This window comes from Micromonospora sp. NPDC005215, from assembly GCF_040607915.1.
Lineage (GTDB): Bacteria > Actinomycetota > Actinomycetes > Mycobacteriales > Micromonosporaceae > Micromonospora.
Window position 1 is genome coordinate 1 of sequence record NZ_JBEXHQ010000074.1, and the last position, 24,779, is coordinate 24,779.

General features: G+C 73.1%; 26 protein-coding genes. 9 read left to right on the top strand and 17 right to left on the bottom strand.

Going from position 1 to position 24,779, the window contains the following annotated elements; all coding sequences use genetic code 11:
* The first annotated feature begins 143 nt into the window (after positions 1 to 143).
* Positions 144 to 1,541: an IS30 family transposase gene (locus ABZU25_RS32610; protein ID WP_355033200.1), complete on the top strand. Its 1,398-nt coding sequence runs from the start codon at positions 144 to 146 to the stop codon at positions 1,539 to 1,541.
* A 300-nt stretch (positions 1,542 to 1,841) separates the two neighbouring features.
* Here the strand turns inward: ABZU25_RS32610 and ABZU25_RS32615 are convergent, their stop codons facing one another.
* Together ABZU25_RS32615 and ABZU25_RS32620 are read right to left on the bottom strand one after the other, a co-directional pair.
* On the bottom strand, positions 1,842 to 3,416 hold the full coding sequence (locus ABZU25_RS32615; protein WP_355033201.1) for an FMN-binding glutamate synthase family protein: 1,575 nt from the start codon (positions 3,414 to 3,416) through the stop codon (positions 1,842 to 1,844).
* Positions 3,417 to 3,499: 83 nt separating this feature from the next.
* A complete protein-coding gene (locus ABZU25_RS32620) occupies positions 3,500 to 4,630 on the bottom strand; it encodes an N-acetylmuramoyl-L-alanine amidase (RefSeq protein ID WP_355033202.1) in 1,131 nt (376 codons plus the stop codon).
* Positions 4,631 to 4,841: 211 nt separating this feature from the next.
* On the opposite strand from ABZU25_RS32620, the gene ABZU25_RS32625 reads away from it, so the two are divergent.
* Both ABZU25_RS32625 and ABZU25_RS32630 read left to right on the top strand, forming a co-directional pair.
* On the top strand, positions 4,842 to 5,963 hold the full coding sequence (locus tag ABZU25_RS32625; RefSeq protein WP_355033203.1) for a hypothetical protein: 1,122 nt from the start codon (positions 4,842 to 4,844) through the stop codon (positions 5,961 to 5,963).
* 237 nt (positions 5,964 to 6,200) lie between these two features.
* The gene (locus ABZU25_RS32630; RefSeq protein ID WP_355033204.1) at positions 6,201 to 7,490 is read left to right on the top strand and encodes an MFS transporter; all 1,290 of its coding nucleotides are present in this window, start codon (positions 6,201 to 6,203) and stop codon (positions 7,488 to 7,490) included.
* A 62-nt stretch (positions 7,491 to 7,552) separates the two neighbouring features.
* Here the strand turns inward: ABZU25_RS32630 and ABZU25_RS32635 are convergent, their stop codons facing one another.
* The 6 genes from ABZU25_RS32635 to ABZU25_RS32660 all read right to left on the bottom strand — a co-directional run bounded on the left by ABZU25_RS32635 (position 7,553) and on the right by ABZU25_RS32660 (position 12,111).
* Positions 7,553 to 7,939: a VOC family protein gene (locus ABZU25_RS32635; protein ID WP_355033205.1), complete on the bottom strand. Its 387-nt coding sequence runs from the start codon at positions 7,937 to 7,939 to the stop codon at positions 7,553 to 7,555.
* Entirely contained in the window at positions 7,936 to 8,658 is a 723-nt protein-coding gene (locus ABZU25_RS32640; protein WP_355033206.1) for a hypothetical protein, read from the bottom strand. Before ABZU25_RS32640 ends, ABZU25_RS32635 begins: the two co-directional genes overlap by 4 nt.
* A 221-nt stretch (positions 8,659 to 8,879) precedes the next feature.
* On the bottom strand, positions 8,880 to 9,653 hold the full coding sequence (locus ABZU25_RS32645) for an SGNH/GDSL hydrolase family protein (RefSeq protein ID WP_355033224.1): 774 nt from the start codon (positions 9,651 to 9,653) through the stop codon (positions 8,880 to 8,882).
* A 59-nt stretch (positions 9,654 to 9,712) separates the two neighbouring features.
* Positions 9,713 to 10,813, bottom strand: a complete 1,101-nt coding sequence (locus ABZU25_RS32650; protein ID WP_355033207.1) for a magnesium and cobalt transport protein CorA — start codon at positions 10,811 to 10,813, stop codon at positions 9,713 to 9,715.
* 111 nt (positions 10,814 to 10,924) lie between these two features.
* On the bottom strand, positions 10,925 to 11,509 hold the full coding sequence (locus ABZU25_RS32655) for a class F sortase (protein WP_355033208.1): 585 nt from the start codon (positions 11,507 to 11,509) through the stop codon (positions 10,925 to 10,927).
* Positions 11,510 to 11,625: 116 nt separating this feature from the next.
* Positions 11,626 to 12,111 (bottom strand): hypothetical protein, encoded by a 486-nt coding sequence (locus ABZU25_RS32660; RefSeq protein WP_355033209.1) that lies wholly within the window; start codon positions 12,109 to 12,111, stop codon positions 11,626 to 11,628.
* A 250-nt stretch (positions 12,112 to 12,361) separates the two neighbouring features.
* Here ABZU25_RS32660 and ABZU25_RS32665 point away from each other — a divergent pair, with 250 nt between their 5' ends.
* Together ABZU25_RS32665 and rnhA are read left to right on the top strand one after the other, a co-directional pair.
* On the top strand, positions 12,362 to 13,624 hold the full coding sequence (locus ABZU25_RS32665; RefSeq protein WP_355033210.1) for a lycopene cyclase family protein: 1,263 nt from the start codon (positions 12,362 to 12,364) through the stop codon (positions 13,622 to 13,624).
* A gap of 168 nt (positions 13,625 to 13,792) precedes the next feature.
* The gene (gene rnhA / locus ABZU25_RS32670; RefSeq protein ID WP_355033211.1) at positions 13,793 to 14,266 is read left to right on the top strand and encodes a ribonuclease HI; all 474 of its coding nucleotides are present in this window, start codon (positions 13,793 to 13,795) and stop codon (positions 14,264 to 14,266) included.
* A gap of 7 nt (positions 14,267 to 14,273) precedes the next feature.
* Here the strand turns inward: rnhA and ABZU25_RS32675 are convergent, their stop codons facing one another.
* The 3 genes from ABZU25_RS32675 to ABZU25_RS32685 all read right to left on the bottom strand — a co-directional run bounded on the left by ABZU25_RS32675 (position 14,274) and on the right by ABZU25_RS32685 (position 16,642).
* Complete coding sequence (locus ABZU25_RS32675; RefSeq protein ID WP_238648548.1) at positions 14,274 to 14,510, bottom strand: preprotein translocase YidC; 237 nt, start codon at positions 14,508 to 14,510, stop codon at positions 14,274 to 14,276.
* Between the two features lie 72 nt (positions 14,511 to 14,582).
* Entirely contained in the window at positions 14,583 to 15,470 is an 888-nt protein-coding gene (locus ABZU25_RS32680) for a pentapeptide repeat-containing protein (protein WP_355033212.1), read from the bottom strand.
* Positions 15,471 to 15,544: 74 nt separating this feature from the next.
* Positions 15,545 to 16,642 (bottom strand): DUF5919 domain-containing protein, encoded by a 1,098-nt coding sequence (locus ABZU25_RS32685; RefSeq protein ID WP_355033213.1) that lies wholly within the window; start codon positions 16,640 to 16,642, stop codon positions 15,545 to 15,547.
* A gap of 181 nt (positions 16,643 to 16,823) precedes the next feature.
* Here ABZU25_RS32685 and ABZU25_RS32690 point away from each other — a divergent pair, with 181 nt between their 5' ends.
* The gene (locus ABZU25_RS32690) at positions 16,824 to 17,432 is read left to right on the top strand and encodes a hypothetical protein (RefSeq protein WP_355033214.1); all 609 of its coding nucleotides are present in this window, start codon (positions 16,824 to 16,826) and stop codon (positions 17,430 to 17,432) included.
* 71 nt (positions 17,433 to 17,503) lie between these two features.
* Positions 17,504 to 18,106 (top strand): MBL fold metallo-hydrolase, encoded by a 603-nt coding sequence (locus ABZU25_RS32695; RefSeq protein ID WP_355033215.1) that lies wholly within the window; start codon positions 17,504 to 17,506, stop codon positions 18,104 to 18,106.
* Here the strand turns inward: ABZU25_RS32695 and ABZU25_RS32700 are convergent.
* Positions 18,079 to 18,819, bottom strand: a complete 741-nt coding sequence (locus tag ABZU25_RS32700; protein WP_355033216.1) for a phenylalanine--tRNA ligase beta subunit-related protein — start codon at positions 18,817 to 18,819, stop codon at positions 18,079 to 18,081. The two genes, ABZU25_RS32695 and ABZU25_RS32700, sit on opposite strands and share 28 nt — an antisense overlap.
* Before the next feature lie 7 nt (positions 18,820 to 18,826).
* Positions 18,827 to 19,438: a LysE family translocator gene (locus tag ABZU25_RS32705; RefSeq protein WP_355033217.1), complete on the bottom strand. Its 612-nt coding sequence runs from the start codon at positions 19,436 to 19,438 to the stop codon at positions 18,827 to 18,829.
* Between the two features lie 62 nt (positions 19,439 to 19,500).
* Here ABZU25_RS32705 and ABZU25_RS32710 point away from each other — a divergent pair, with 62 nt between their 5' ends.
* A complete protein-coding gene (locus tag ABZU25_RS32710; protein WP_355033218.1) occupies positions 19,501 to 20,985 on the top strand; it encodes a PLP-dependent aminotransferase family protein in 1,485 nt (494 codons plus the stop codon).
* 24 nt (positions 20,986 to 21,009) lie between these two features.
* Here the strand turns inward: ABZU25_RS32710 and ABZU25_RS32715 are convergent, their stop codons facing one another.
* From ABZU25_RS32715 to ABZU25_RS32730, 4 genes are read right to left on the bottom strand one after another with little or no spacing between them, the layout of a single operon-like run.
* Positions 21,010 to 22,431: a DUF6297 family protein gene (locus ABZU25_RS32715; RefSeq protein ID WP_355033219.1), complete on the bottom strand. Its 1,422-nt coding sequence runs from the start codon at positions 22,429 to 22,431 to the stop codon at positions 21,010 to 21,012.
* The gene (locus ABZU25_RS32720) at positions 22,428 to 23,051 is read right to left on the bottom strand and encodes an ABC transporter ATP-binding protein (protein WP_355033220.1); all 624 of its coding nucleotides are present in this window, start codon (positions 23,049 to 23,051) and stop codon (positions 22,428 to 22,430) included. Before ABZU25_RS32720 ends, ABZU25_RS32715 begins: the two co-directional genes overlap by 4 nt.
* A 45-nt stretch (positions 23,052 to 23,096) precedes the next feature.
* Positions 23,097 to 23,252: a hypothetical protein gene (locus ABZU25_RS32725; RefSeq protein ID WP_355033221.1), complete on the bottom strand. Its 156-nt coding sequence runs from the start codon at positions 23,250 to 23,252 to the stop codon at positions 23,097 to 23,099.
* A gap of 40 nt (positions 23,253 to 23,292) precedes the next feature.
* A complete protein-coding gene (locus tag ABZU25_RS32730) occupies positions 23,293 to 24,270 on the bottom strand; it encodes a WYL domain-containing protein (RefSeq protein ID WP_355033222.1) in 978 nt (325 codons plus the stop codon).
* Positions 24,271 to 24,314: 44 nt separating this feature from the next.
* Here ABZU25_RS32730 and ABZU25_RS32735 point away from each other — a divergent pair.
* Positions 24,315 to 24,779, top strand: a 465-nt coding sequence (locus tag ABZU25_RS32735; protein ID WP_355033223.1) for a hypothetical protein, incomplete at its 3' end; no start/stop codon positions are given.

Genomic DNA, 24,779 nt, shown 5'->3' on the forward strand with positions numbered 1-24,779 from the left:
CAACCTCGGCGGCCACCAACCCCAACTCCCCGGAAGATGATCACCGGCGACCCACACATCCAACACAAGACCCATAAATATGACTCAGAGGTATATGGCGAATTCAAGTGGTTGTCGCAACGCCTTGATCTAGGGGTGTGCGGATGGGGAGATCACCGGGTTGGGTGACTGCGGTGACGGGCCGGTCGGCGATGCGGTCACCGGGGCGGCCGAATCTGAACGCCCGGGATGTTCAGCGGCAGTTCTGGCGGCGCGTCGCTGAGGGTTTGTCGAGTGAGGATGCCGCGCTGGCGTGTGGTGTGTCGCAGCCGGTGGGGGCGCGGTGGTTCCGTCACGGTGGTGGTATGCCGCCTGTGTGTCTCACGCCGCCGTCGGGTCGTTATCTGTCGTTCGCCGAGCGGGAGGAGATCGCGCTGCTCAGGGCTCAGGACAAAGGGGTGCGGGAGATCGCCCGGCTTACCGGTCGGGATGCGTCGACGATCTCGCGGGAGTTGCGCCGTAACGCTGCCACCAGTGGCGCTCGGCTGGAGTATCGGGCGTCGGTCGCGCAGTGGCATGCCGAGCGTCGTGGCCGCCGGCCGAAGGTCGCCAAACTTGCTGCGGATCAGCGGCTTCGCGACTACGTCCAGCATCGACTCGCCGGGATGATCACCGACGGCGACGGGCGGCCGATTCCTGGCCCGAACGTGGCGTGGAAGGGGCGCCGGCACGGACGCCGCGCTGACCGCCGGTGGGGCACCGCGTGGAGCCCGGAACAGATCAGCCGCCGGCTTCGCCTGGACTTCCCCGATGATGAGTCGATGCGAATCTCGCACGAGGCGATCTACCAGTCGCTCTACGTTCAAGGCCGCGGCGCGCTGCGTAGGGAGCTGACGGCATGTCTACGCACCGGACGGGCGCTGCGGGTCCCGCAGGCCCGCACCCGCCGTCGAGGCACACACTTCCTCAGCCCGGACGTCATGATCAGTCAACGGCCGGCCGAAGCCGACGACCGTGCCGTCCCGGGGCACTGGGAAGGTGACCTGATCATCGGCCTGGACCGCTCCGCGATAGGCACCCTGGTCGAGCGCACCACCCGCTTCACGATGCTGCTGCACCTGCCACCCATGCAAGGACACGGCGAAGGACCGCCGGTGAAGAACCCACTGCCCCTGGCCGGCCACGGCGCCGAAGCGGTCCGCGACGCGATCGCCGGGCGCATCACCACCCTGCCCGAGCAACTGCGCCGTTCCCTGACCTGGGATCAGGGCACGGAGATGTCCCAACACGCGCGACTACGCCTGGACACCGGGATTGAAATCTATTTCTGCGACCCCCGCAGTCCCTGGCAGCGCGGCACTAACGAGAACACCAACGGCCTGCTGCGGCAGTACTTCCCCAAGGGCACCGACCTCGCACGACACAGCACTACCGACCTCGACGCCGTCGCCGCCGCCCTCAACAACCGTCCCCGAAAGTCCCTCGGCTGGAAGACCCCCGCAGAAGCCCTCAACGATCACCTAAAATCCATCCAACAAACCAGTGTTGCAACGACTCCTTGAACCTGAGTATCGCTCGTCGGGAACATGGCCCCGGGATCCGTTCCCGAACCAGAGGCCCGGCCAGTTCAGGCCAGCCGTGCCAGCCCAAGCGAGGCCATGCCGTGCCGTGCCAGCCCAAGCAAGGCCATGCCGTGCCGTGCCAGCCCAAGCGAGGCCCCGCCGTGCCGTGCCAGGCCAGGCCAGGGCATGCCGTGCCAGGCCGTGCCAGGCCAGCCCAGGCCAGGCCAGGCCGTGCCAGCCCAGGCCAGACCACGCCGTGCCGGCCGGCGCGGGCCGGGTCGGGTGTGGTTCGGGCGCGCGTCAGCCGACGGCGGTGGCCGACGGCGGGGCGCTGCCGCCCTGCGGTGCCTCCGGTGCCATCAGCCGAACGATCTCCGCCTGGTCGGCTGCCGAGGGCAGACCCCATTCCGGCCGGTAGCCGTACACCTCGTGTAGTGGGGTGGAGCCGGTGCGGCCGTCCAGGATCTCCACGGCGTCCGTGCTGATCAGGCCGGGGTGCTCCACGCCACAGGCCTCGGCGACCTTGGTCAGGTCGCGGCGCAACGTCCGCAGGTAGTTGGCCGCCCGTACCGACTTCAACGCCGGGTCCAGGCCGCGGGCCAGCCAGGCGTTCTGCGTCGCCACCCCGGTCGGGCAGGTGTCGGTGTGGCACTTCTGGGCCTGGACGCAGCCGATCGCCAGCATCGCCTCGCGACCCACGTTGACCATGTCACAGCCGAGCGCGAACGCCACGACGGCGTTGTCCGGCAGGCCGAGTTTGCCGCCGCCGACGAAGACCACCTGCTCGTGCAGATCGTGCTCGGCGAAGACCTTGTAGACCCGGGAGAAGCCCTGCTGGAACGGGAGCGACACGGAGTCACTGAAGATCAGCGGTGCGGCACCGGTGCCGCCCTCGCCGCCGTCGATCGTCACGAAGTCCACGCCCCGGCCGGTGTCGCGCATCAGGTTCGCCAACTCCCGCCAGAAGCCCAGGTCGCCGACTGCCGACTTGATGCCGACCGGCAGGCCCGTCTCGGTGGCCAACAGTTCCACCCAGTCGAGCAGGCTGTCACAGTCGGAGAACTCGGCGTGCCGGGAAGGGCTGACGCAGTCCAAACCGGCGGGGATGCCCCGGGTGGCGGCGATCTCGGCGGACACCTTCGCCCCGGGCAGCAGCCCACCGAGGCTCGGCTTGGCGCCCTGGCTCAGCTTGATCTCCAATGCCCGCACGGGTGCGCCGGCGACCAGGTCCTTCAGTCGGTCCAGGCTGAATCGGCCGTGCTCGTCCCGGCAACCGAAGTACGCAGTGCCGAGTTGGAAGACCAACTCACCGCCGTTGCGGTGGTACGGCGACAGGCCACCCTCGCCGGTGTTCTGCAGACAGCCGGCGAGCGCGGCCCCCTTGTTCAGCGCGGTGACGGCGTTGCCGGAGAGCGATCCGAAGCTCATCCCGGAGATGTTGACCACCGACTCCGGGCGGAAGGCACGGGCTCGCCCCCGGGCCGCGCCGAGCACCTTCGCGCAGGGCAACCGCACGTCGTGTCCGGCGGTCGGGGTCGACGGCGGCACCGCCCGGCCGAACGTGCGGTGCTTGATGATCGGGTAACCGCGGGTGTGCTCGATGTCGTTGTCCGTGCCGAAGCCGAAGTAGTTGTTCTCCTGCTTCGCCGACGCGTACACCCAGCGGCGCTGGTCCCGGGTGAACGGCCGCTCCTCGTCGTTGCCGGCCACGATGTACTGCCGAAGCTCCGGCCCGATCGCCTCCAACAGGTAACGGGCGCGGCCGAGCACCGGAAAGTTGCGCAGCAACGCGTGGTCGCGCTGGATCAGATCCCGCGCGGCGAGCGCCGCGACGGCGGCGGCGACGGCGGGTACGGCTCGACGGGCCCATCTCATACCGGCAGTCTTTCCGCCCGCGCCGCGCCCGAAACCGGCCCGGCCAGGTGGCGGTGCGGAAATACCCGCACCGCCACCACCGCTCAGCGGTGCTGGAACGACTGGCGGACGGACCCGCCGACGACAGTGCACCACGTGCTCGTGCTGAGCTTGCCGTTGCGGGGCAGGCCGTGCAGCGCCTGCAGGTCCTGCACGGCTGCCCGGGTGGAATGGTCGTACGCCCCGGTCGCGGTGACCGCGTACCCCTTGGTGGCGAGGATTTCCTGCACGGCCGTGACCGGCGCGCCGGTGGCGTGCTTGTCGAGTTCCGGGACCAGCGTCTCCCAGGTCGGCGTGGTGAGGGTGGCGTCCACGTCCACCGGAATGCCGTTGCGGGCCTGCCAGTCCTGCACGGCCGCCACCGTCGCGGCGTCGAACGTGCCGCTGACGGTCACCGGGTAGCCCCGGTACGCGAGCAGGTGCTGCACCACCCGGACCGAGGGGGAGTTGACGAAGCGCCACAGGTCCGGCCAGCGACGTGCGGGCACGTCACCGAGCTTGGTGCCGAGGGCTGCGTGGACCCGCCGCCGCAGCTCGGGGAACTGCCGGTAGAACGCCGCCCCCGGGCACTCGGTCGTGCGGAAGTCCCAGTGGCCGAAGATGTCGTACGCGTGCAGCCCGTACTGCCGGCAGATCGCGACGCAGAGCGTGACCAGCGAGTCGGTCAGTGCCTTCGGCGGCGTCTCGGTGACGTAGGTGCCCTCGTTCTCGATGCCGATGGCCCTGCCGTTCTCGCCGGGGCAGTGCGCCGAGATCATCTGTCGGTCGCCGGCTTCGAGGCGCTCCAGGCTGCCCCGGCGGCCCTCCAGCACGTAGCCGCCGCGGCTCACCGTGAAGTGCTGGCCGGTGTCCGACCAGCCGTTGCCGTCCATGTGCAGGTTCTGGCAGTCGTGGGCCAGCTTGACCGCCTGCTCGCGGGAGTAGTCGGTGACGTTGGGGAACGCCATGTGGTGCACGATGATCTTGTTGGTGGCGATGGCGCTCACCGACAGCGGGTCCTTCGGCGGGCGGGCGGCCCACTCGTCACAGCTGATGATCCAGTCCAGGTCGGTGCCGGGCGCGGCCTGTGCCGTGGCGGGGAAGGCGAGTTCGCTCCCGACGACGGCGACAGTGGCGGCGCCGAGACCGGCCCGCAGCAGTGTCCGGCGGTCCACTTCGGAATGGTCGACGTGCATGACATCTCCTCCTGCGGCCGACGGCGGGGGATGAAAAGTAGCTCCAGTGGCCGCACGCACTCCGGAGAATATTGCCAGGACTCGCCCGCGCGCTAGAGGGCCGAGCCCATGATCCAGCTGATCGGGCCGTCAGTGGCTGGCGTTTCCCCACGTCGGGTCGAGGGTAGGTCGGGGACTGACCATCCCCGGCTGCGCGTAAAGGAATGACCAGATGAGTGACAACGTCAGCGACGCGGTGGGCGACGCCCTCCGCTCGGTGATGCTCTTCCTGCCCAAGGCCGTCGCCTTCCTGGCGATCCTGGTGGCTGGTTGGCTGATCGCCAAGGCCGTGTTGAAGATCGTGGAGAAGGTCCTGGAGCGGGTCGGCTTCGACCGCGCCGTCGAACGCGGCGGCATTCGTCGGGCGCTGAGTCGCTCCCGGTACGACGCCAGCGACATCGTCGCGAAGCTCGTCTACTACGCGGTGCTGCTGTTCACCCTCCAGCTCGCCTTCGGCATCTGGGGGCCGAACCCGATCTCCGACCTGCTCGCCGCGGTGATCTCGTGGTTGCCCCGAGCCTTCGTCGCGATCGTCATCGTCGTGGTCGCCGCCGCCATCGCCAACGCCGTCAAGGACATCATCAGTGGCGCGCTCGGCGGGCTGTCGTACGGCCGGGTGCTGGCCACCATCGCCTCGGTGTTCATCCTCGGTCTCGGCGTCATCGCCGCGCTGAACCAGATCGGGGTGGCCACCGCGGTCACCACGCCCGTGCTGATCGCCGTGCTGGCCACGATCGGCGGCATCCTCGTCGTCGGTGTCGGCGGTGGTCTGATCCGTCCGATGCAGAGTCGCTGGGAGTCGTGGCTGACCCGCGCCGAGCGGGAGTCGCAGCTGATCGCCGAGCACGCCCAGACGTACCGGGCCGGTCGCCGCGACGCCGAGGCCGAGCTGGCCCGCGTGTCGACCACCGCCAGCGACGCGGACGCCACCCAGGTGGTGACCCGGCCGGCCGACTCCGACGCCACCCAGGTGGTGACCCGGCCCGCCGACCCGGAGGCCACCCAGGTCGTACACTTCCCGGTCAGCTCCGACACCACCCAGGTGGTCGGTCGCGGTGCCCTCGACGGCGATACGACGCCGACGTCGACTCCGGCCCGGCCCTCCGGGACCGACGACACGACCCAGGTGGTCAGCGGCTCGGCCGGTTCGGACGTCACGCAGGCGGTGGGCACCGGTGCCGACCCCGACGCGACCCAGGTGGTCCGGGGCGGCACCGATCGCGCGGTGCCCGGGCAGCGCACCAGCGACGACAGTGAGACCACCACTGTCATTCCGCCGGTGGACCGGCGCTGACACAGCGGTACGGCGCGGGGCGGGATCGATCTGATCCCGCCCCGCCTCGCGTTGTCCGCCCCGCCCCCGCCCCGCCTCGCTCGCCCGGCACGCCGAAAGCGCTGGCCGCAGCCGTGCGGGTTGTCTAGCATCGCGGGCATGACCTGGCGACATTGATCCAGCAGCGTCGGCCGATCCCGTGGGCCACCACGGACACCGCACGTCCGGTGTCCGTCTCCACTCCCACGGGAAGGCCCCATGATCCCCATCGCTTCGCGCGTGTCCGATCCGGCGGTCCGTCGGCTGACGGCGACCCTCTACGGGTACGCGTTCCTCAGTGACCTTGTGCTGCTCTACCCGCTGTACGTGGTGTTCTTCGCCGACACCGGGCTGTCGGTGGGGCAGATCTCCTCGCTCTTCGTCATCTGGTCGGCGGCCGGCATCCTGTTCGAGGTGCCCTCCGGCGCGTGGGCCGACGTGGTGTCCCGCCGGCTGCTGCTGTGCCTTGCCCCGCTGGTGGCCGCCGCCGGGTTTGCGCTCTGGGTGCTGGTGCCGTCGTACCCGGCGTTCGCTGTCGGTTTCCTGCTCTGGGGCGCTGGTGGAGCACTGGTCTCCGGTGCCCTGGAGGCGTTGGTCTGGACCGAACTGGACCGGCTTGGCGCGGTCGGCCGGTACGCCCGGGTGCTCGGCCGGGCGCGGACGGCGGGTGTGCTGGGCGTGGTGCTTTCCGGAGTGCTCGCCGGCCCGGTGCTCGCGGCCGGCGGGTACCCGGCGGTCGGCGCGGCCAGCGTGCTCGCCTGCCTGCTCGCCAGCATCGTCGCCACCCGGTTTCCGGAGCACCGCACGCCGGCCGCCGAGCCCGTCCCGGTCGCCGAGTCGGCGATGGCCGCTCGGCCGGTGGGTGCCGCACCACCCCGGCCGGACGAGCCGGACACTGTCCCGCCCGCGAACCCGGACGACGACGGTGACCTGGGGTGGTGGGACACGCTGCGGGCCGGAGTGGCGCAGGTCCGCACTCGTCCGCCGGTACGGGCCGCCGTGCTGCTGGTGGCCGTGGTCGCCGCCGACTGGGGTGCCCTGGACGAGTACACCCCGCTGCTGGCCCTGGACACCGGCGTCGGGGCGCAGGCCGTACCCCTGCTGCTCCTGCTGCTCTGGGCCGGGGTGACCGTCGGCGGGCTGCTCGCCCCGGCGGGGGAGCGGCTGGGCAGCCGAGGGTACGCCGCACTGCTGGCGCTGGTCGGCGTCGCGCTGGCCGGCGGTGCCCTGCTCCGGCACCCGGCGGGGTTCGTGCTGCTCGCGGTGGCCTTCGGCGCGGCGCAGTTGGCCACCGTGCTTGCCGATGCGCGGCTCCAGGCCCGGATCACCGGCACCAGCCGCGCCACCGTCACGTCCCTGGCCGGGATGGCCACCGACGTGCTGATCATCGTGACGTACGCCGGCTACGGCCTGCTCGCCACGGCGGCCGGCAACGCGGTGGCGTTCGCGCTGGCCGCCGGGGCGTACCTCGTGGCGGCGCTGGTGCTGCTGACCCGACGCCGGGAGTAGTCACCCGAATCGACGAAGCGCTCCCGGCGGCGGCCTCCTTCGGCCGCCGCCGGGCGGCACGGTCAGCCGGCCAGGTGCAGGAACGACCACTGGTGGCCGTCGAGGTCCCGGAACCCGCGCATGTACATCGGCCCGTTGGCCGTCCCCGGCCCGAGCGCCTCCCCGCCGGCGACCGCGGCCCGGTCGACCAGCTCGTCGACCTGCTCCCTGCTCCGCGCCGACAGGCCGACGATGACCTCCCGGCTGGTCGCGGTGTCCGTGGTGGCGACCCCGGTGTACGCCTCGAAGGCCGAGCGGAGGTGCAGCATCAGCCGGGTGTTGTCGGAGATGGTGAGCGCCATGCTGTCGCCTTCCGGCTCGGCCTGGTCGCTGGTGAAGCCGAGCGCCTGGTAGAACTCGGCGGCGGTGGTCAGGTCGCGCACCGGCAGGTTGATGAATGTCATTGTCATCGGTGGTCTCCGTTCGACTCGAGCAGTGCCTTCAACGCGGCGAGCCGCTCCCGCCAGTACGCCTTCAGCTCGGCGGCCTGCTCGGCTGCGGTCAGCTTCTCGTGTTGGATGCTGACCCGGGCCTTCGACTCGCCGACCGCGTCGACGCCGACCACGATCCGGGTGGGACCACCGGCCCAGTCGGCCCGGAAGCTGCGCGGCGCGGTGGCGGTGCGGACGCGCACCTCGACGTCGGGAAGCCAACGGGCGCGTACCGTCTCGTCGGCGAAGGCCTCGAACAGCCGCGTCGCCGGCACCGCCATCGTCCGGCTGGCGCTGGCCTCGAAGCCGCCCCCGCGCCGTTGACCGGGCGCGCGCAGGCCGCGTTCCTGCTCGTACCCGACGGTGATGGTCTGTGCCCACCAACCCGGCACCTCGTGCTCGACCACCAGGTGACGGGCGATCTGGGTGTGCGGGCGCTCGGTGGCGCCCACTGCGTCGAGCAGGGCGAACCACTCGGCCCAGCCGAGGCCGGTCCGAGCGCGGATCAGATCGTCGGTGATCCGCTCGGTCTGCGCGGCGGCGGGTCCGGCGGGCGGCAGGGCGGCGGGTGCCGCGGACGGCGACGCGGTCTGCGTGGTGGCTCGATTGATCAGCTGCCGGCGGGCCGTGGTGTAGCTCTCGCCGGTCTTCTCCATCCGGGTCCGAACCCGGGCCTTGAACGATCTCTGGTTGGTCATCACATGCTCCCGGTCAACGGCACGGTCGCCGCGACTCACGCTCCCGCCGACCCCGCCGGAGTGGGGCATGTGGCACCACGTCCCGAGGGCTCCAGGCCCCCTTTGCCTCCGCGTGGCCGGCGGCGTGAGCGCCAGGAGGGAGGTGCGGCGTAGGACGACGCCAGGGTCATCCTACGGCAGAGTTGGCCGCCGGCGCGGGAATCAGGGCAGGCGGCCGGCCGTCACCGGCCCAGCGCCACCGGCAGGGGCACCGGCCGTTTCGCGACCCGGTCGTCCCCGGACGACCGGCCGCGCAGGTGCCGAACCAGCCAGGGCAGCAGGTGCCGGCGGGTCCAGGCCAGCTCGGCGCCGAGCACCTCGGCGCGGCGCCGCATCGGCGCGGGCGGCAACGGGACCTTCCAGGAGTCGTCGAACCCGGGCAGACCGACGGTGTACGCCAGCGCGGCGGCGATCCGCTCGTGCCCGGCGCTGTTGGCGTGCAGCCGGTCGTCGCTCCACAGCCGGGGGTCGGAGGCGACCGGGAGGGCGCCCAGGTCGACAAGGGAGGCGCCGGTCTGCGCGGTGGCGACCCGCATCGCCTCGTTGAGGGCGAGCATCCGACCCCGCAGCGGCCGGGCCAGGGGCATCACGGAGGCGGGATCCGGCATCGTGAACGTCAGCACGGTGGCGCCCTGCCCGACGAGTGCCCGCTGCATCGCCGCGACATCGCCAGCGACCTGGTCCGCGTCGAAGGAGGGGCGCAGCACGTCGTTCATGCCGGCGACCACGGTGGCCAGGTCGGGTGCGAGGTCGAGGGCGGGCTGGAGCTGCTCGGCCCGGATCTGCGCGGTGGTCCGGCCACGGATGGCGAGGTTCGCGTACTCCAGGCCGCCGCCCTGGGCGCGGGCCACCGCCAGGGCGAACCGGTCGGCCCAACCCCGGTAGCCGCCCGCGTCGTCCGGGTCGTCGAGCCCTTCGGTGGTGCTGTCGCCGATCGCCACGTACCGCTGCCACATCACGGGTGCGAGGTTAGCGTTGCCCGCCCGGTGCCGCACGCCCCGCGGCGGGGGAGTGGTCAGAGCCAGCCGGAGCGGCGGAACAGGCGGTACAGGGCCAGGGCGACCACGGCCATCAGGGTGAGGGCGCCGGCGTAGCCGTAGCGCCAGGCCAGCTCGGGCATGTGGTCGAAGTTCATGCCGTAGATGCCGGCGAGGCCGGTCTGGGTGGCCGCGATGGCCGCCCACGCCGCGATCTTGCGCATGTCGTTGTTCTGTTCGACGGCGAGCTGCGCCAACCGGGACTGCACGATCGAGGTGAGCAGGTCGTCGTACGCGGCGACCCGGTCGACGGCCCGGCTCAGCCGGCCGTCCACGTCGACGAACCAGCGGTGCAGGACGCGTGGTGGGCCGTCGGGGTCGAGCAGCGTCCGCATCGGCGCCTGCAACGGCAGCACCGCCCGTTTGAACTCCACCACCTCCCGTTTGAGCTGGTAGATGTGCTGGATGTCGGCACTGCGGTCACGGGCGAACACCGCCTCCTCGACCCGTTCCAGGTCCCGCTCCACGTGCCCGGCCACCTCCAGGTAGGAGTCGACCATCCGGGCGCAGACCGCGTACGCCACCGCCCAGGGCCCGGCGGCCAGCAGCGCGGGACGGCGCTCGATGTCGGCGCGGACGCTGCGCAGCGCCCCGGCGGCGCCGTGCCGCACGGTGATGGCGAACCGGTCTCCGAGCAGCACCATCACGTCCCCGGTGTCGATCACCTCGGAGGTGTCGGTCAGCTCGTCGTGTTCCACGTACCCGGCGGTGCGCAGCACCAGCAGCGTGACCGGCCCGTGCCGCTGCACTGTGGGCCGGTGCCCGTCGGCGAGCGCCTGTTCGACGGTCAGTTCGTCGAGGCCGAAGGTCCGGCCCACCGCGGCGAGCACGGCCGGCCCCGGGTCGTGCAGGCCCAGCCACACGAAGGCGTTGCGGCCGTGCCGCGCCCGGGCGTACGCGTCGGCGTAGTGCCGCTGGTCGGGCTCGCGCCGACCGTCGACGTAGACGGCGCAGTCGACGACCGCGTCCGGGTTGGACCGGCGTGGGGTGGGGGAGTCGCCCTCGGCCCGGCCGAGCAGTCGACGGGCCAGCGCGCGTACGCCTCGACCCGCCCGATCCCGTACCGGTCGCTGATCCACCGTGTGGCCTCCCCCGTCGCCCGCGCACCGCCCCGGTCACGGTGTCCGCAGGGATGGTGCCACCGCATTCTGCCGAGCAGGGTCCGGCCCCCGACAGGCGGGCGACAGTGCTCAGGCGGTGCGGGTGGCGAAGACGACGACGTTGTCGACGTAGTTGCCGGTCGTGGCGTCGAACCGGCCGCCGCAGGTGATCAGGCGTAGTCCGGCGGCGTCCGCCGGGCCGTAGACCAGCGTGGTGGGAAAGTGCTCCTTCGGGTACGCGCGGACGTCGTCCACGGTGAACGTGGCGACCTGCGCGTCGGCACGGGTGATCTGGATCTGCGCGCCGCTGCGCAGCCGACCGAGGTCGAAGAAGACCGCCGGTCCGGCGGGGGAGTCGACGTGTCCCACCAGGACCGCGTTGCCGGTTTCGCCGGGGCTGACTCCGTGCCGGTACCAGCCGGCGAGGGTGGGCCGATCCAGTGGTGGCACCTCCAGCACCCCGGCGGCGTTCGCGCCGACCGGGACGACCTCGGCGCGTACGCCGATGGCGGGAATCCGCACCCGGACCGGCGCGGCGCGGGGCAGCGGCGCCAGGTCCGGTGCGGGGTGGGTGCGCCTCGGCGCGTCGGCCGGCGGTCGTGGTGGCCGCGTCGGGTCGGCGGTGAGGCCGACGGTGATCAGTCCCAGCCCGCTCACACCGAGCAGGGCCACCACGGCCGGTAGGGTCCGCCGCCACCACACGTGGGCACACCTCCGTAGGGCATCGTCGAGGTGCCCGCGCCGGTGTCACCGGCGCGGGCACCCGTCCTCAGGGATGGAGCAGTCGCCGATCAGGCGACAGTGGACACCGGGCGTCGCCGGCGGATCAGGACCACCGCGCCGGCGAGGGCGGTGCCGAGCAGCGTGCCACCAGCGGCCAGAGCGCCGGTGTCGCGGCTGTCACCGCCGGAGCCGGCCGGTGCGCCGCCGATCGGGGTGACGGTGAACGTCGCGGTGCCGGCCGAGCTGCCGTCGCCGCAGGTCGCCGCCACCGTGTACGTGCCCAGGGTGAACCCGGCGGTGAAGAGTTCGGCGCTCAGCCCGCCGCCGGCGGCGGCCGTTGTGCTTCGGACGTTCTGGTCGCGGTTGGGGCCGGTGACCCGGAAGAGGGCGTCACCCGACTTCGGGTTGCAGGTCGTCGCCGTGAGCACGACGGTGCCACCGACCGGGGTGGTGGCCGGTGACACCGTCGTGTCGGCCAGTGCGGCGCCTGGCAGCAGGAGCGTGCCGAGGCCCACGCCGAGCGCCGCCGAGCAGAGTGCTGTTGAGACCTTCATACGCGTCTTCCCTCACTTTTCGTCCGCTGACTGCGTGGGACGTCGTTCGGGTGGCCAACTCCGTGACTAGCACCGGTGTGCCCAACACTAGGTGGGTTGGGTCCTCGATCAGGTGAAAATGAGAAATCCTCGTTGCCGTCACGTGTCCGCCCGCTGGGTCGGTGGACGAGGTATTTCCGAGGACGGCGCAAATGCACCTGCGTCGGGTGGCGGCGCGCGACCGGGCGCGGGGGTGTGGCAGCGTGGTGCGGTGACCGATTCCGCGCCGCTCGATGTCGACCTCGCGCTGCTCGGCGGTGGCGGAGCGGCGTCGTTGCTGCTCGCCGCGCTGGACCGGCACGGCGTCCGGGGCCTGCGCATCGCCGTCGTCGATCCGGTCCGCCGGCGCGGTCAGGACCGCACCTGGGCGTTCTGGGGCCACCCGGGCACCGACCTGGACCCGCTGCTCAGCGCGAGCTGGCGGCAGGTCGAGGTGGCGACGACGGCCCGGCGCCGCGTCCTGGACCTGACCCCGCTGCGGTACGCCATGCTCCGCTCCGGCCCGGTCTACGACCGGGCTGCCGCAGCCGAGCGCCGACTGGACGCCACCCGGATCGTCGCACCCGCCGAGACGGTGACCGACGACGGCACTCGGGTGCTGGTGCGCACCGGCGGCGGGCACACCGTGCGGGCCGCCTGGGTGCTCGACTCCCGCCCCCGCCCACCGGCGCGAGCGGGGCGTACCGCCTGGTTGCAGCACTTCCGCGGCTGGTGGTTGGCGGCCGAGCGGCCCGTCTTCGACCCGGCCCGCGCGGTGCTGATGGACTTCCGCACCCCGCAGCCACGCCGGGGCGTCTCCTTCGGGTACGTGCTGCCGGTGAGCGACAGGTACGCCCTTGTCGAGTACACGGAGTTCTCGCCCGACCTGCTCACCGACGCCGGGTACGACGCGGCGCTGGCCGGCTACCGGGACCTGCTCGGGCTCGACCCGGCCGGGCTGCGGGTGCGCGAGGTGGAGAACGGGGTGATCCCGATGACCGACGCGCCGTTCCCGGCCCGGCCCTCGCCCCGGGTGGTCCGGCTCGGTACGGCCGGTGGCGCGACCCGCCCCTCCACGGGTTTCACGTTCTCCGCCATGTACCGCCAGGCCGACCAGGTGGCCCGTGCCCTCGCGGCGGGCCGACCGCCGGTGCCGCAGGCGGCGTATCCGCGCCGGCACCGTTGGATGGACGCGGTGGCCCTGCGGGCGCTGGACCGGGGCGGGGTCGGCGGTCCGGAGTTCTTCGACCGGCTCTTCGACCGCAACCCGGCCGAGCGGGTGCTGCGCTTCCTCGACGGCGGCACCACCCCGGCCGAGGAGGCCGCGATCATGAACTCCACCCGGCTGCTGCCGATGATCGCCGCCACCGCCGGCGACGCGGCACACCGCGTCCGCGACCGGCTGCGCCCGAGCCGCCCCGCACCGGCGGTCCCGCCCCCGGTGGTGGGCGACGCGGTCGGCGCGAAGCCCGGCACAACTCCCGGCGCCGGGTAGCGCGCCGCGCGCCGCGCCGACCGGCCTGATCTCCTCCAGCGCCTGTAGAGCTGCCCCAGATGTGGGGCAGGACGCCCCGGCGTGTGATTGACGCGACCTCGGTGTCGCGTGCCGACGCGCCGGCCCCGAGCGGCAGCCCCGGCGTCACCGCCCGGTAGGTTGCCGGGCATGGTGGACGCGGCGGCCGGCAGGGGCGTGCAGATCTGGACCGACGGGGCGTGCAGTGGCAACCCCGGGCCGGGCGGTTGGGGTGCCCTGTTGCGCTACGGCGACCACGAGCGGGAGTTGTGCGGTGGCGAGGCCACGCCGACCACAAACAACCGGATGGAGCTGATGGCGGCCATCCAGGCGTTGGAGAGCCTGAACCGGCCGGTCACCGTCGAGCTGCACACCGACAGCACGTACGTGCGCAACGGCATCACCAGTTGGCTGGCGTCCTGGAAGCGCAACGGTTGGCGGACCGCCGCGAAGCAGCCGGTGAAGAACGCCGACCTGTGGCAGCGGCTGGAGGCGGCCTGCGAACGGCACGAGGTCACCTGGCTGTGGGTCAAGGGGCACAACGGTCACCCGGAGAACGAGCGGGCCGACGGGCTCGCCAACAAGGGGATGACCGAGGCGCGGGCCGCGCTGACCAGCAGCTGAGCCCGGGTCAGCGGGTCGCGTCGGGGTGTCCCGGCATGCTCGACCCGCCGCCGCTGCTGCCGGACGAACCACCGGCGACACCCGAGTTGTCGGGCTCGGTCACGATGTCCGGCCGGACGTCGGTGTCCGCCGGCGCGGGCACCTCGGTGTCCGCCTCGACCTGCACCAACGGCACCTGGCCGGCCTCGTCCTCGCTGTGCTGCGGGTCGCCCGGCAGCTCACCGTCGCGCTTTCGGTAGCCCACGCCGTGCCCCCCGTCGATGCCGGTCCGCGTCGGCGCTGGCTACCCGGCGTCGTCCCGGCCGAAACCTCGCGCTCAGCGCCGTCGGCGGCGGCCGGTGGAGGCGGTGGATGGGGACGGCTGGCGGACCGGGGTGAGCGGCAGCGCCGTCCAGTGCGCTGGCCGGGTGTGGGTCGCCGGCAGGCCGGTGCGCACGTCGCCCCGGGCGGCGTCCAGCTGGGACCGGTGCAGGAAGAGGGTGCGCCGCAGGTCGGTGCCGCGCAGGTCGGCCCCGCGCAGGTCCGCGCCGGTGACGTCGGCCAGGCTCAGGTCGACGCCGCGCAGGTCGGCGCCGATCAGCAGCGCCCCGCGCAGGTTGGCCCGGCGCAGGTCGGCCCGGCGCAGATCGACGCCGGGCAGGTGCGCGCCCCGGTGGTCGGCGCCCCCGGGGGACCGGGCCGCGTCGCTGGCCCGGGACAACAGCGGGTTGACCCGGTCCCGGTGCGCGGCGACGTCCACCGCGCGCAGGTGCGTGGGGTCACCCTCGGTGAGTGCAGCCGTCTCGGCGCGGGCCCGGGTCAGCTCGTCGCGCAGGTCGGCCGGCGGGTGCAGCGCCAGCGCCTCGGTGACGTACCAGAGCAGTTCGTGCAGGGGTCGCAGCACGGCGAACGCCTCCGCCATGGCCGGCAGCGTCTCCGGCGCGTCGCGCCAGTCCCGTCCGCCGAACGTGACCTGGGCGACCTGCTGCCCGGCCCCGAAACAGTCGAACACCGTGCAGCCGGGGAACCCGCGTTGCCGCAGCTCGGTGTGGATGCCGCAGCGGTGGTCCGGGCGCAGGTTGGGGCAGGCCTGCCCGGCCGGCTTGTCGATGGCGAAGTCCGCCGAGCGGGCGAACGCGGGCACCACGCAGCACAGGCCGAAGCAGCGTCCGCAGTCGGCGCGCAGCTGCGCCGACCCGGGCGGCGGTGCGGTGCTGGGCGACATGTGGCCGGTCCTCCTGGCGTTCGGGGCGAGACCGCCATTGTTTCGCGCGCCGGCCCGACCGGTGGGGCTGGGGGTCACCGTCCGTGGGTGTCGCCGGCCGCTGCCGGGCGGGGTGCCGGGGGACGAGAGCTGCCCGGTGGCGGCACCAACCGGTAGATCGCCCGCTGCCCGTCGTCGTGCCCGTACTTCTGGTCGAAGTGCCGTTTCACGGTTTCGGCCGGTGTGTGGTCGCCGTCGGCGGGCTCCGCCAGCGCGAACACCGCGGGGGACGCCCCGGGCGCGCGGGGCGGCAGCATGGCGCGCACGGTCAGCGGCCCGGTCACCCGGAACCCACGGCAGTCGACGTGGTGCTGCCCGTCCACCGTCACGTACGGCACGCGCACCTCGACCACGTCCGAGTCGTCGTGGCGCAGCGTGACCACGACCGACCAGTACCGCTCCAGGTTGAGGGTGGCCTGTTCGTGCTCCCACAACTCCTCGAACCGGGCGTGCACGAACCCGCCCCACGGGCTGTCCATGTCCACCTCGAGCTGGGGGACGTTGAACGACAGCTTCCCGATCGGGAAGAACGAGATCAATGCCCGGCCGTCCCACTGGTAGAGCTGGATCGACGGGGACGCGTCGTAGAGCCGGACCTGTAGGCGCTGTCGTAACCGGGAGTCGAGGGCGTCGGTGAACGCGGCCAGGTGGCGCAGGTTGGTGCGGATCTGCCGGGGCACGTCGACCCGCTGCCGTTCCAGCTCCTCGGAGCGTTGCTGCGCGGCGGTGCAGTCCGGATCGAGCAGGAGCAGCTGCACCTGGGCGCCGTTGGCGAGCGCCGCCCGTATCCCGCTCAGGGTCTCCTCGCGGTGCCGCTGCTCCAGCAGGATCGTCCAGGTGTCGAGGATGCGCACCCGGCGGCCGGAGCGGTGCAGCCGGGTCACGAACGCCTGCTGGTCGAAGCTCAGGTGCTCCTGCACCCGCGCCTTGCGGGCCTCCTCGAACAGCGGGTCGAAGATGACGTACGAGATGGCCGCGAGCACGACGCTGGCACCGAGGTTGAGCAGCAGGTCACTGAGGAAGCCGGTGCTGCGCCAGGCGCCCACCAGCATGACGACGGCGACCCCGAGCAGTGCCCCACCGACGACGAAGGCGCGTCGTTGCCGCCCGCCCCGACCAGCCCACTCGGGCATCCGGTCCCCTTTCCTCGTCGGTCGGCCCACCGCCGCCCACAAATCACCAGAATGCGGAGGATACGTGCCGGCTCTACCGCTTGCTGTCCCGAACAGGACCGGCGGGTTCGCCGGCCGGACCGTCACCACCGCTCATAGGGTGACGGTAACGGGGTCGTGCGACTGCGGACGGTGGGGTCGGATGAACGAGAGCGAACGCGAGCAGGCGTTGCTGACCGCCCTGACCACCGAGCACTTCGCGTTGGAGACCGCCCGCTCCGGCACCATCGCCGAGTCCACCGGCCGGGCCACCATCTACCTGTCCGTCCTGTCGGCCGCCCTGATCGGGCTGGGCTTCGTGGCCAGCAACGACAAACTGGTCCGGCCCTACCTGGGCGCGGTGTTGCCGACCCTGGTGGTCATCGGGCTGCTGACCTTCCTGCGGCTGGTCGAGACGACAGTGGAGAACTCGTTGGACCTGTGGCGGATCCAGCGCATCCGCGCCTACTACCACCACCGGTTCGCCGACCAGCACGACTTCTTCGCCGACGCCGTGACGGACGAGGGCACCATGCGGTCGGCCTGGTCCCTGGTGGGCATCGAGCGTGGGCGGTGGGAGTTCATGCTCACCACTGCCGCACTTGTCGGCGCGGTCAACGCGTTGCTGATCGGGCTCGGGGTCGCCCTGCTGACCGGCCTCGCCGGGGCCGGGCACGCGTTCGCGATCCCGGCCGGGGTGGTGGTCGCGCTGGCGGCGTTCGCCGCGCAGTTCCGCTACATCCTGCGGACGGCCGCGAGCGAACCGCGCTGACCGGCCGGGACCACCCCGGCCGGGCCGACCTGATCGCCACTGGTCGCGGTCCCCGGGCGTACCGTCACCGGATGCGCATCACCCGATTCACGCACGCCTGTGTCCGGGTCGAGCACGACGGCGGGGTGCTGGTCGTCGACCCGGGGACGTGGAGCGAGCCGCGCGCCCTCGTCGGCGCGGACGCCGTCCTGGTCACCCACGAACACACCGACCACGTGGACGTGCTGCGCCTGGCCGGCCTGGGCGTCCCCGTGTACGCCCCGGAGGGTGCCCAACTGCCGGATCTCGCGCCGCTGCCGGTGACCCGGGTCCGCGCCGGGCAACGCTTCACGGCGGCCGGCATCGAGGTCAGCGCCCACGGCGGCCGGCACGCCGCCATCCACGAGGGTCAACCGGACTGCCCCAACCTCGGCTACCTGATCGGCGACGGGCTCTACCACCCCGGCGACGCGCTGCACGTGCCCGACGAGCCGGTGCACACAGTGCTCGTCCCGGCCCAGGGGTCGTGGCTGCGCCTCGACGAGGCGATCCGGTTCGCCGGTGCCGTGGGCGCCGCCGCCGCGTACCCGATCCACGACGCGCAGCTCAACGAGCGCGGCCTGGCCAGCGTCGCCAACTGGTTCGGCGAGACGATCCCCGGCTACCGTCACCTGGTCCCCGGCGACACCGCCTGACCAACATCGCCGCCGGAGGTCGTGGCGCTGAAGCGGGGCGTGGCGGCGGTCAGCACCGCGCTGGCCGTCGGCGCGGACCACCCGTCGGTCACCTCCCGCACCAGCGCGGCGACCAGGCGGGTCATTGTCGGTTCGGCCTCGGCGTGCAGCGCCTCGGCGACGATCAGCACCGACGACGTGCCGGCCCGCACGGCGGACCAACCGCTCTGCCGGTTCGTCCAGCGCCGGGCGTGTGCCCGCCCGGCGGTGTCGGCGAAGGTCACCTCGCCCGGGTCGGGATGCTCGGTGTCGCCGGCGAAGGTCTGGTACTCCTCGTCGCCGCGCGCGGGTCGGACCACCAGGTCACCGTCGGTCCGGTCCAGGTCGAGCGCGGCGATCGGGATGGCGTACGCGGCCGAGACGGCGTTGCACAGGTCGACAAGCGGGTGGAGCCGGGGCAACTCGCCGTCCAGGCGCAGCCGGCGCAGCAGCGCCTCCGCCGCGCACCGGTACCGGGTGGGCTGCAACCCCATCGCCGCGTACGCCCGCCGCCACGCCTGGATCTCCGGAAAGCCGCTCTCGGCCCCGCTGGCCAACCGCCTGCGGGCGACGGCCAGGTAGCCGGCCGTCCGCCGCGCCACGTCGGCCGTGGCGGTGATGCCGGTGGCGTGGATTACGCCGGCGACCAGATCGGGGTACGCGGCGCGCAACCGCGCCGAATGCTCGAACTGCACGGCACTCCTATCGTTGGGTGAGGGCGAGCGTCACGCCGAGCGCGACGAACGTGCCGGCGACGGATCGACGCAGCCAGTCGGTCACGCGGGGTCGGGTCAGCACCCGGTCCCGCACCCGGGCCGCGAAGATGCCGTAGCCGCTGAACACCACGAAGGTGAGCAGCATGAACACCGCGCCGCAGGCGAGCATCGCCCGGGTCGAGCCGACTGTGGTGGTGCCGACGAACTGGGGCAGGAACGCGACGAAGAACAGCGTCGGCTTCGGGTTGAGCAGGTTGACCACCACGCCAGAGATGATCACCCGGGTCGCCGAGCGGGGTGCGGCGTCGGTCGTCGCCGTGAAGGCGTTGCGGTCGCGTGCGGTGGACCAGGCCAGATAGAGCAGGTAAGCGACCCCGAGGTACCGGACGATGTCGAACGCCACCGCGCTGGTCTGCAACAGCGCGGCCAGCCCGGTCATCGCCGCCAGCAGATGCGGCAGCGTGCCCAGCGTGCAGGCGAACGCGGCCAGCACGCCGGCTCGGGCGCCCCGGGACAGTCCGGCGGAGAGGGTGAAGAACACCCCGGTACCCGGGGTGACCACCACGACCAGCGTGGTGACCAGGAAGGCAATGGTCACGGTCGTCCTCCGATGGGTCTGGTGGGGCGGTCCCGTCTTCACTCTGCTGCCAGGATGGCCCGATGAGCAGAGCCAAACCGAGGGCATCCGACAGGTCCATAACGGCGGGGTCGGATTTTCTGCACCTGACCATCGCCGACGCGCCGCCGGGCGGGCGGGCCGACTGGCTGACCAACCGGTTGCGTCAGGCCATCGCCGACGGGCGGGTGCCGGCCGGTGCGCGGCTGCCCCCCACCCGGGTGCTCGCCGCCGATCTCGGCGTCTCCCGGGGCGTGGTCACCGAGGCGTACCAGCGGCTGACCGAGGAGGGGCACGTCGCGGGCCGGGGCCGGGCCGGCACTGTGGTCGTCGCCGCGCCCGCCGCGCCGGTGACCGCCCCGGCCCCCGTGCCACCCCCGGCCGCACTGTTCCCGCCGGCTCCGGGCAGCGACATCTTCGACGCGGTACGCGCGGCGAGCGCGACGATCGACCTGACGCCCGGCGTACCCGACCTGACCGCCTTTCCCCGCACCGACTGGCTGCGCGCCGAACGGACAGTGCTGCGCCGCCTCGCCGCGGCCGACCTCGGCTACGGCGACCCGTGCGGCGCGCCCGTGCTGCGCCGGGCAGTGGCCGCCTGGCTGGCCCGCAGCCGGGGCATCGCCGTCGACCCGGCCGAGGTGATCATCGTGGCCGGCGTGTCCCAGGCGCTCGGTCTGCTCGCCCAGGCGCTCGGCTCGGCCGGCGTCGACCGCGTCGCGGTCGAGGACCCCGGCTCGCTCGGCGTGCGACAGCACCTGAACAACTGGCGGGTCCGGACCCCGCCGATCGCTGTCGACGACGCCGGGATCCGGGTCGACCAGCTGGTCGCCAGCGGTGCGCGCGCCGTGCTGCTCACCCCGGCGCACCAGTTTCCGACCGGCGTCGTGCTCGACGGCGATCGCCGCCGCCAACTCGTCGACTGGGCCCGCGCCGGCGGCCTGATCATCGAGGACGACTACGACGCCGAGCACCGCTACGACCGACCTCCGGTGCCGGCGCTGCGCGGCGTGTTGCCCGAGCAGGTCTGCTACGCCGGCAGCGTGTCCAAGCTGCTCGCCCCGGCGCTTCGGGTCGGTTGGCTGCTCGTGCCGGCACAACTGCGCGCGGCGGTGGTCGCCGCCAAACGCAACGCCGACCTGGGCAACGCGGTGCTGCCGCAACTGGTGCTGGCCGAGCTGATGAGCAGCGGAGCGTTGGAACGGCACCTGCGACTGCTGCGCCGCCGGCACATCCGGCGGCGGGACGCGATGATCGCCGCGCTGGCCCGGCACCTGCCCGCGGCGACAGTGCACGGCGCCGCCGCCGGGCTGCACCTGATGATCACGCTGGACGAGGCCGGGGCGGACACCGACCTGGCCGCCGCGGTGCTGGCCCGTGGGGTTAAGGTGCAGCCCCTGTCCTGGCACTGCCAGCGGCCGTACCGACCGGGCCTGGTCCTCGGCTACGCGGCCCGCACGACGACCGAGATCGAGGAGGGCGTCGCCGAGATCGCCGCCGTTCTCCGCCGCCGTGGGCGGCCCGCCTGACCCCGGCACCCGACCGTCCGGTGGTCACCCCAGGAACAGCTGCACCAGCACCAGCACGGCGAGCAGCGCCGGCCCGCGCGAGCCCTGGCGCATCAGGTCGACCGGGATCATGCCGAACGGCGTGTTGACCGTCGCGCCACCGTAGTTGATCGGCGGGCGGGTGCCGGACCGGAACGCCGCGGCCACCACTCCCAGCGCCAGCGTCGGCCCCAGCCAGGACGGCCCCGGCTCGACGGTCGGCAGGGTCAGCAACCACCACAGTCCCGCGCCGACGGCCGGCACCACGAGGTGGATCCCTCGCAGCAGGGCGTCGCTGCCGCCCAGTGCCCGGCGCAGTCCGGGTGAGCGGCTGACCGACCGCAGGCCGCCGGTCAGCCGGTTGGCGGCGAGGTACGCGAACACCACCTGCGCGGCCCCGGCCAACCCGGGCAGGGCGAGCGCGGCAGCGTACTGCACGCCGACCAGCGTCGCCCAGAGCAGCAGGGCGCTCGGGTGGCGGCGCAACCGGCGCACGTCCGCCTGCAGGAACGCCCACCAGGCGGGGCCGGGCCGGAACCGGCGGCTGCGCACCCGGCCGATCCGACGCCACCGCCGGCTCTCCACCAGGCCGGTGAGCAGGCTCGGATCGAGCAGGATCGTGGCCGTGGCGGCGGCGTTGGCGAACTGCGCGCCGGTGGTCAGCGTGGCCCGGTCGACCCGGGGCAGCGCCCGCACCGCGCGGATCGTGCCCAGGCCCGCCAGGGGCACCGCGAGGGCGAACAGCGCGACGGTCGGCGTCGCCGCCGGCCGGGGCAGCCCGTCACCGACGTGACCGAGGAGCACCACCGCGGCGGTGAGGACGGCGGCCAGCACCATCGGCGCCGTGCCGGCCACCGCCGGCCACCGTCGCCCCGCCCGGCTGCTCTGGGCGACGACGCTGAGTGCCAGCGCGGCCGCACCCCACCCCGCGCCGGCCGCCGCCGCCCAGCCCAGCGCCGCCGGATCGCCGACCCCGCCGAGCGCCGCCACGGCCAACCCGAGCGCCGCGGTGCCCACCGCGGCACCGACCAGCAGGATGCCGAACCGCGGCGCCAGCCACGCCCGCCGGTCGACCGGCGCGCTGGTCGCCCAGCTCTGCGTGGCCGGGGTGACAAGCAGCGGGCCGAGCGCGCGCAGGCCACGCCAGGCCAGGCCGGCGCCGGCCAGCAGCGCGGCGAGCGCCAGCCACCAGCGCACCCCCGGCTCCGACTGCCCGACCGTCGGGGAATCCAGCAGGTCGCGGCTGGCGCTGATCGCGAACCAGCCGTACATGCCCACGAACAGGACGATGACGTACGCGTCGCCCAGCACGTCGCCGAGGGAGTGATCGTGGTGTCGGCTGCGGGCGCGGCGCAGGTGGGCACGTAGTTGCCGAGCGGTGGGCACCCCGGTCGGCGTGTCGGCGATGGTGACCGGCGGGGCGCTCACCGGCCGATCTCGATGCGCTCGTCGACCACCGCGTCGATCAGCTCCGGGTCGTGCGAGGCCAGCAGCACGGCGGTGCCGGCGTCACGTTCCCGCAACAGCCGCTCGGCCAGCCACTGTCGCCCGCGTACGTCGAGGCGCTGCTCCGGCTCGTCCAGGATCAGCACCCGGCGTGGCCGAACGAAACACGAGGCCAGCGCCAGCCGGCGGCGCTGCCCGCTGGACAGGGTCACCGGCAGCTGGTCGCGGGCCGGCTCCAGACCCAACTCGGCGAGCACCTCCTCGACGGGCTCGGCGTTGCTCCCGTGGGCGTACGCGACCAGCTCCAGGTGCTCGACCACGGACAGGTCCGGGAAGAAGTCGATGTCGTCGAGGGCGGCGGCCACCAGCGCCCGTACCTGCGGGTCGGTCTCGTCGGCCCGGCGGCCCTGCACCAGCACCTCGCCCGCGTCCGGCCGGTCGGCGCCCACCACACAGCGCAGCAGGGTGGTCTTGCCGCTGCCGTTGGGGCCCAGCACCACCGCGATCCGGCCCGCCGGGAGCGTGAAACTCACGTCGTCGAGCACGACCAGGTCGCCGAAGTTGCGGCTAAGTCCCCGTACCGAGAGCGCATCCACGACCACAGAGTCTCCCAGACCGGTGCCACCGACCAACCCGAGCGACCTACGTCACGCGGTCGACGGCGTCGTCCTCCAGGCGAGCGTCGGCGGCGGCCAGCCCTGCTCGTCGGCGGCCTCCTCGGCCACCGTCGCCGCGTCCGCCCAGTGCCGCCGCGCGTCGGCCCGGTCGCCGAGCGCGGCGCAGGCGTCACCCAGGTAGAGCAACGTGCGGGCCAGCCCCGCGGTGTGGATGACCAGTAGTTGTTCAGTCTGGCGCGTAGAGCGCGGCGAGGCCGGCGGCGGTGGCGGCCAGGCGGTCGCGCAGCGCGACCGGGGTCAGCACCTCGACGTCGGCACCGAGGCGCAGCAACTCGCCGTGGGCGTGGGTGAGCGACTCGATCGGCAGCACCGCTGTCACCCAGCCGCGCGCGTCCGGAGGCTCGGCGCTGGCGTCCATCGCGGTCACCACCGGATCGCTGCCGATCTCGCGCAGCCGTTGCCGACCGGCGGGGGAGAGTCGGACGGTGGCCTCGTCGCGGTGCAGGCGGGCCCGGAACCGCACCACGTGCGCCCGCCACCAGGCCGGCAGGTCGAAGTCGGCCGGTCGGACGAACTCCTGCGGCAGCGGCGTCAGCGCGAGAATCTGGTTGACCCGGTAGGTCGCCGGAGCGCCTCGGCCGGGCTGGTCGGCCACCACATACCAACGGCCACCCTTGAGCACCAGGCCGTACGGCTCCAGCACCCGGGTCACCTCGCCGTTCCACCCGCGGTAGCGCACCTCGATGCGGTGCTGCCGCCAGACCGCCTCGGCCGTGCGGGTCAGCTCGGGGGATGCGTCGCCGTCGGCGTACCAGCCGGGAGTGTCCAGGTGGAAGCGTTGCTGGAGCTGGGCGGCCCGGTCGCGCAGGGGAGCGGGGAGCGCGGCGTGCAGCTTGAGTCGCAGCGCGGCCACCACGTCGCCGTAGCCCAACTCGTCGGCGGGGCCGGGCAGCCCGGCCAGGAACAACCGGTCGGCCTCCTCGGTGGTGAGCCCGGTCAGCCGGGTCCGCCAGCCGTCGACCAGTTGGTAGCCGCCGGCGTGCCCGGCCTCTCCGTACAGCGGGATGCCGGCGGCGTGCAGCGACTCCACGTCCCGGTAGATCGTGCGGGGGGAGACGGTCAGCCGCTCGGCGAGCTGTGCCGCGGTCAGCCGGCCGTGCTGCTGGAGCAGTAGGAGCAGTGAGAGGAGTCGAGAAGCCCGCACTTCACTGACACTAGTTGTCAGGGGACCGGTCCTACCGTCCCGGCATGGCATTTCGCGACAAGGAACTGCGTACGCCCGGACCGGTGCTGGTGGACGGCCGGCACCTCAAGCGCTACCACATAGACCAGCCGGAGCGGCCGATCGAACCGGAGGTGGAGAAGGCCGCGTACGACCACCTGCCCCTGCTGCTTGTCGACATCGTCGACGACGGCACCCCGGCCGCCGGGTGGGTGGTGCTGCACCGGGGCGCGGACAGCGGCGCCTACCTGCTGGCGTACACCTGGGTGTGGGACAACGCGGTGGAGGTCCGGGTCGCCGCTGCCGGGCAGCCGGCGCTGGACTGCCCGGACGAGGACCCGGCCCACTTCGTGGAGGTACGTCGACCCGCCGTCGGCTGCGTGTGGGAGTTGGCGGGCGAGAAGGCGATCTTTTTCGTGGTGGTGCTCGGCGCCGCACCGTCCATCGCCAACGGGGTGATCTCGGGTGTGGACTACGTGCCGCCGCTGCTG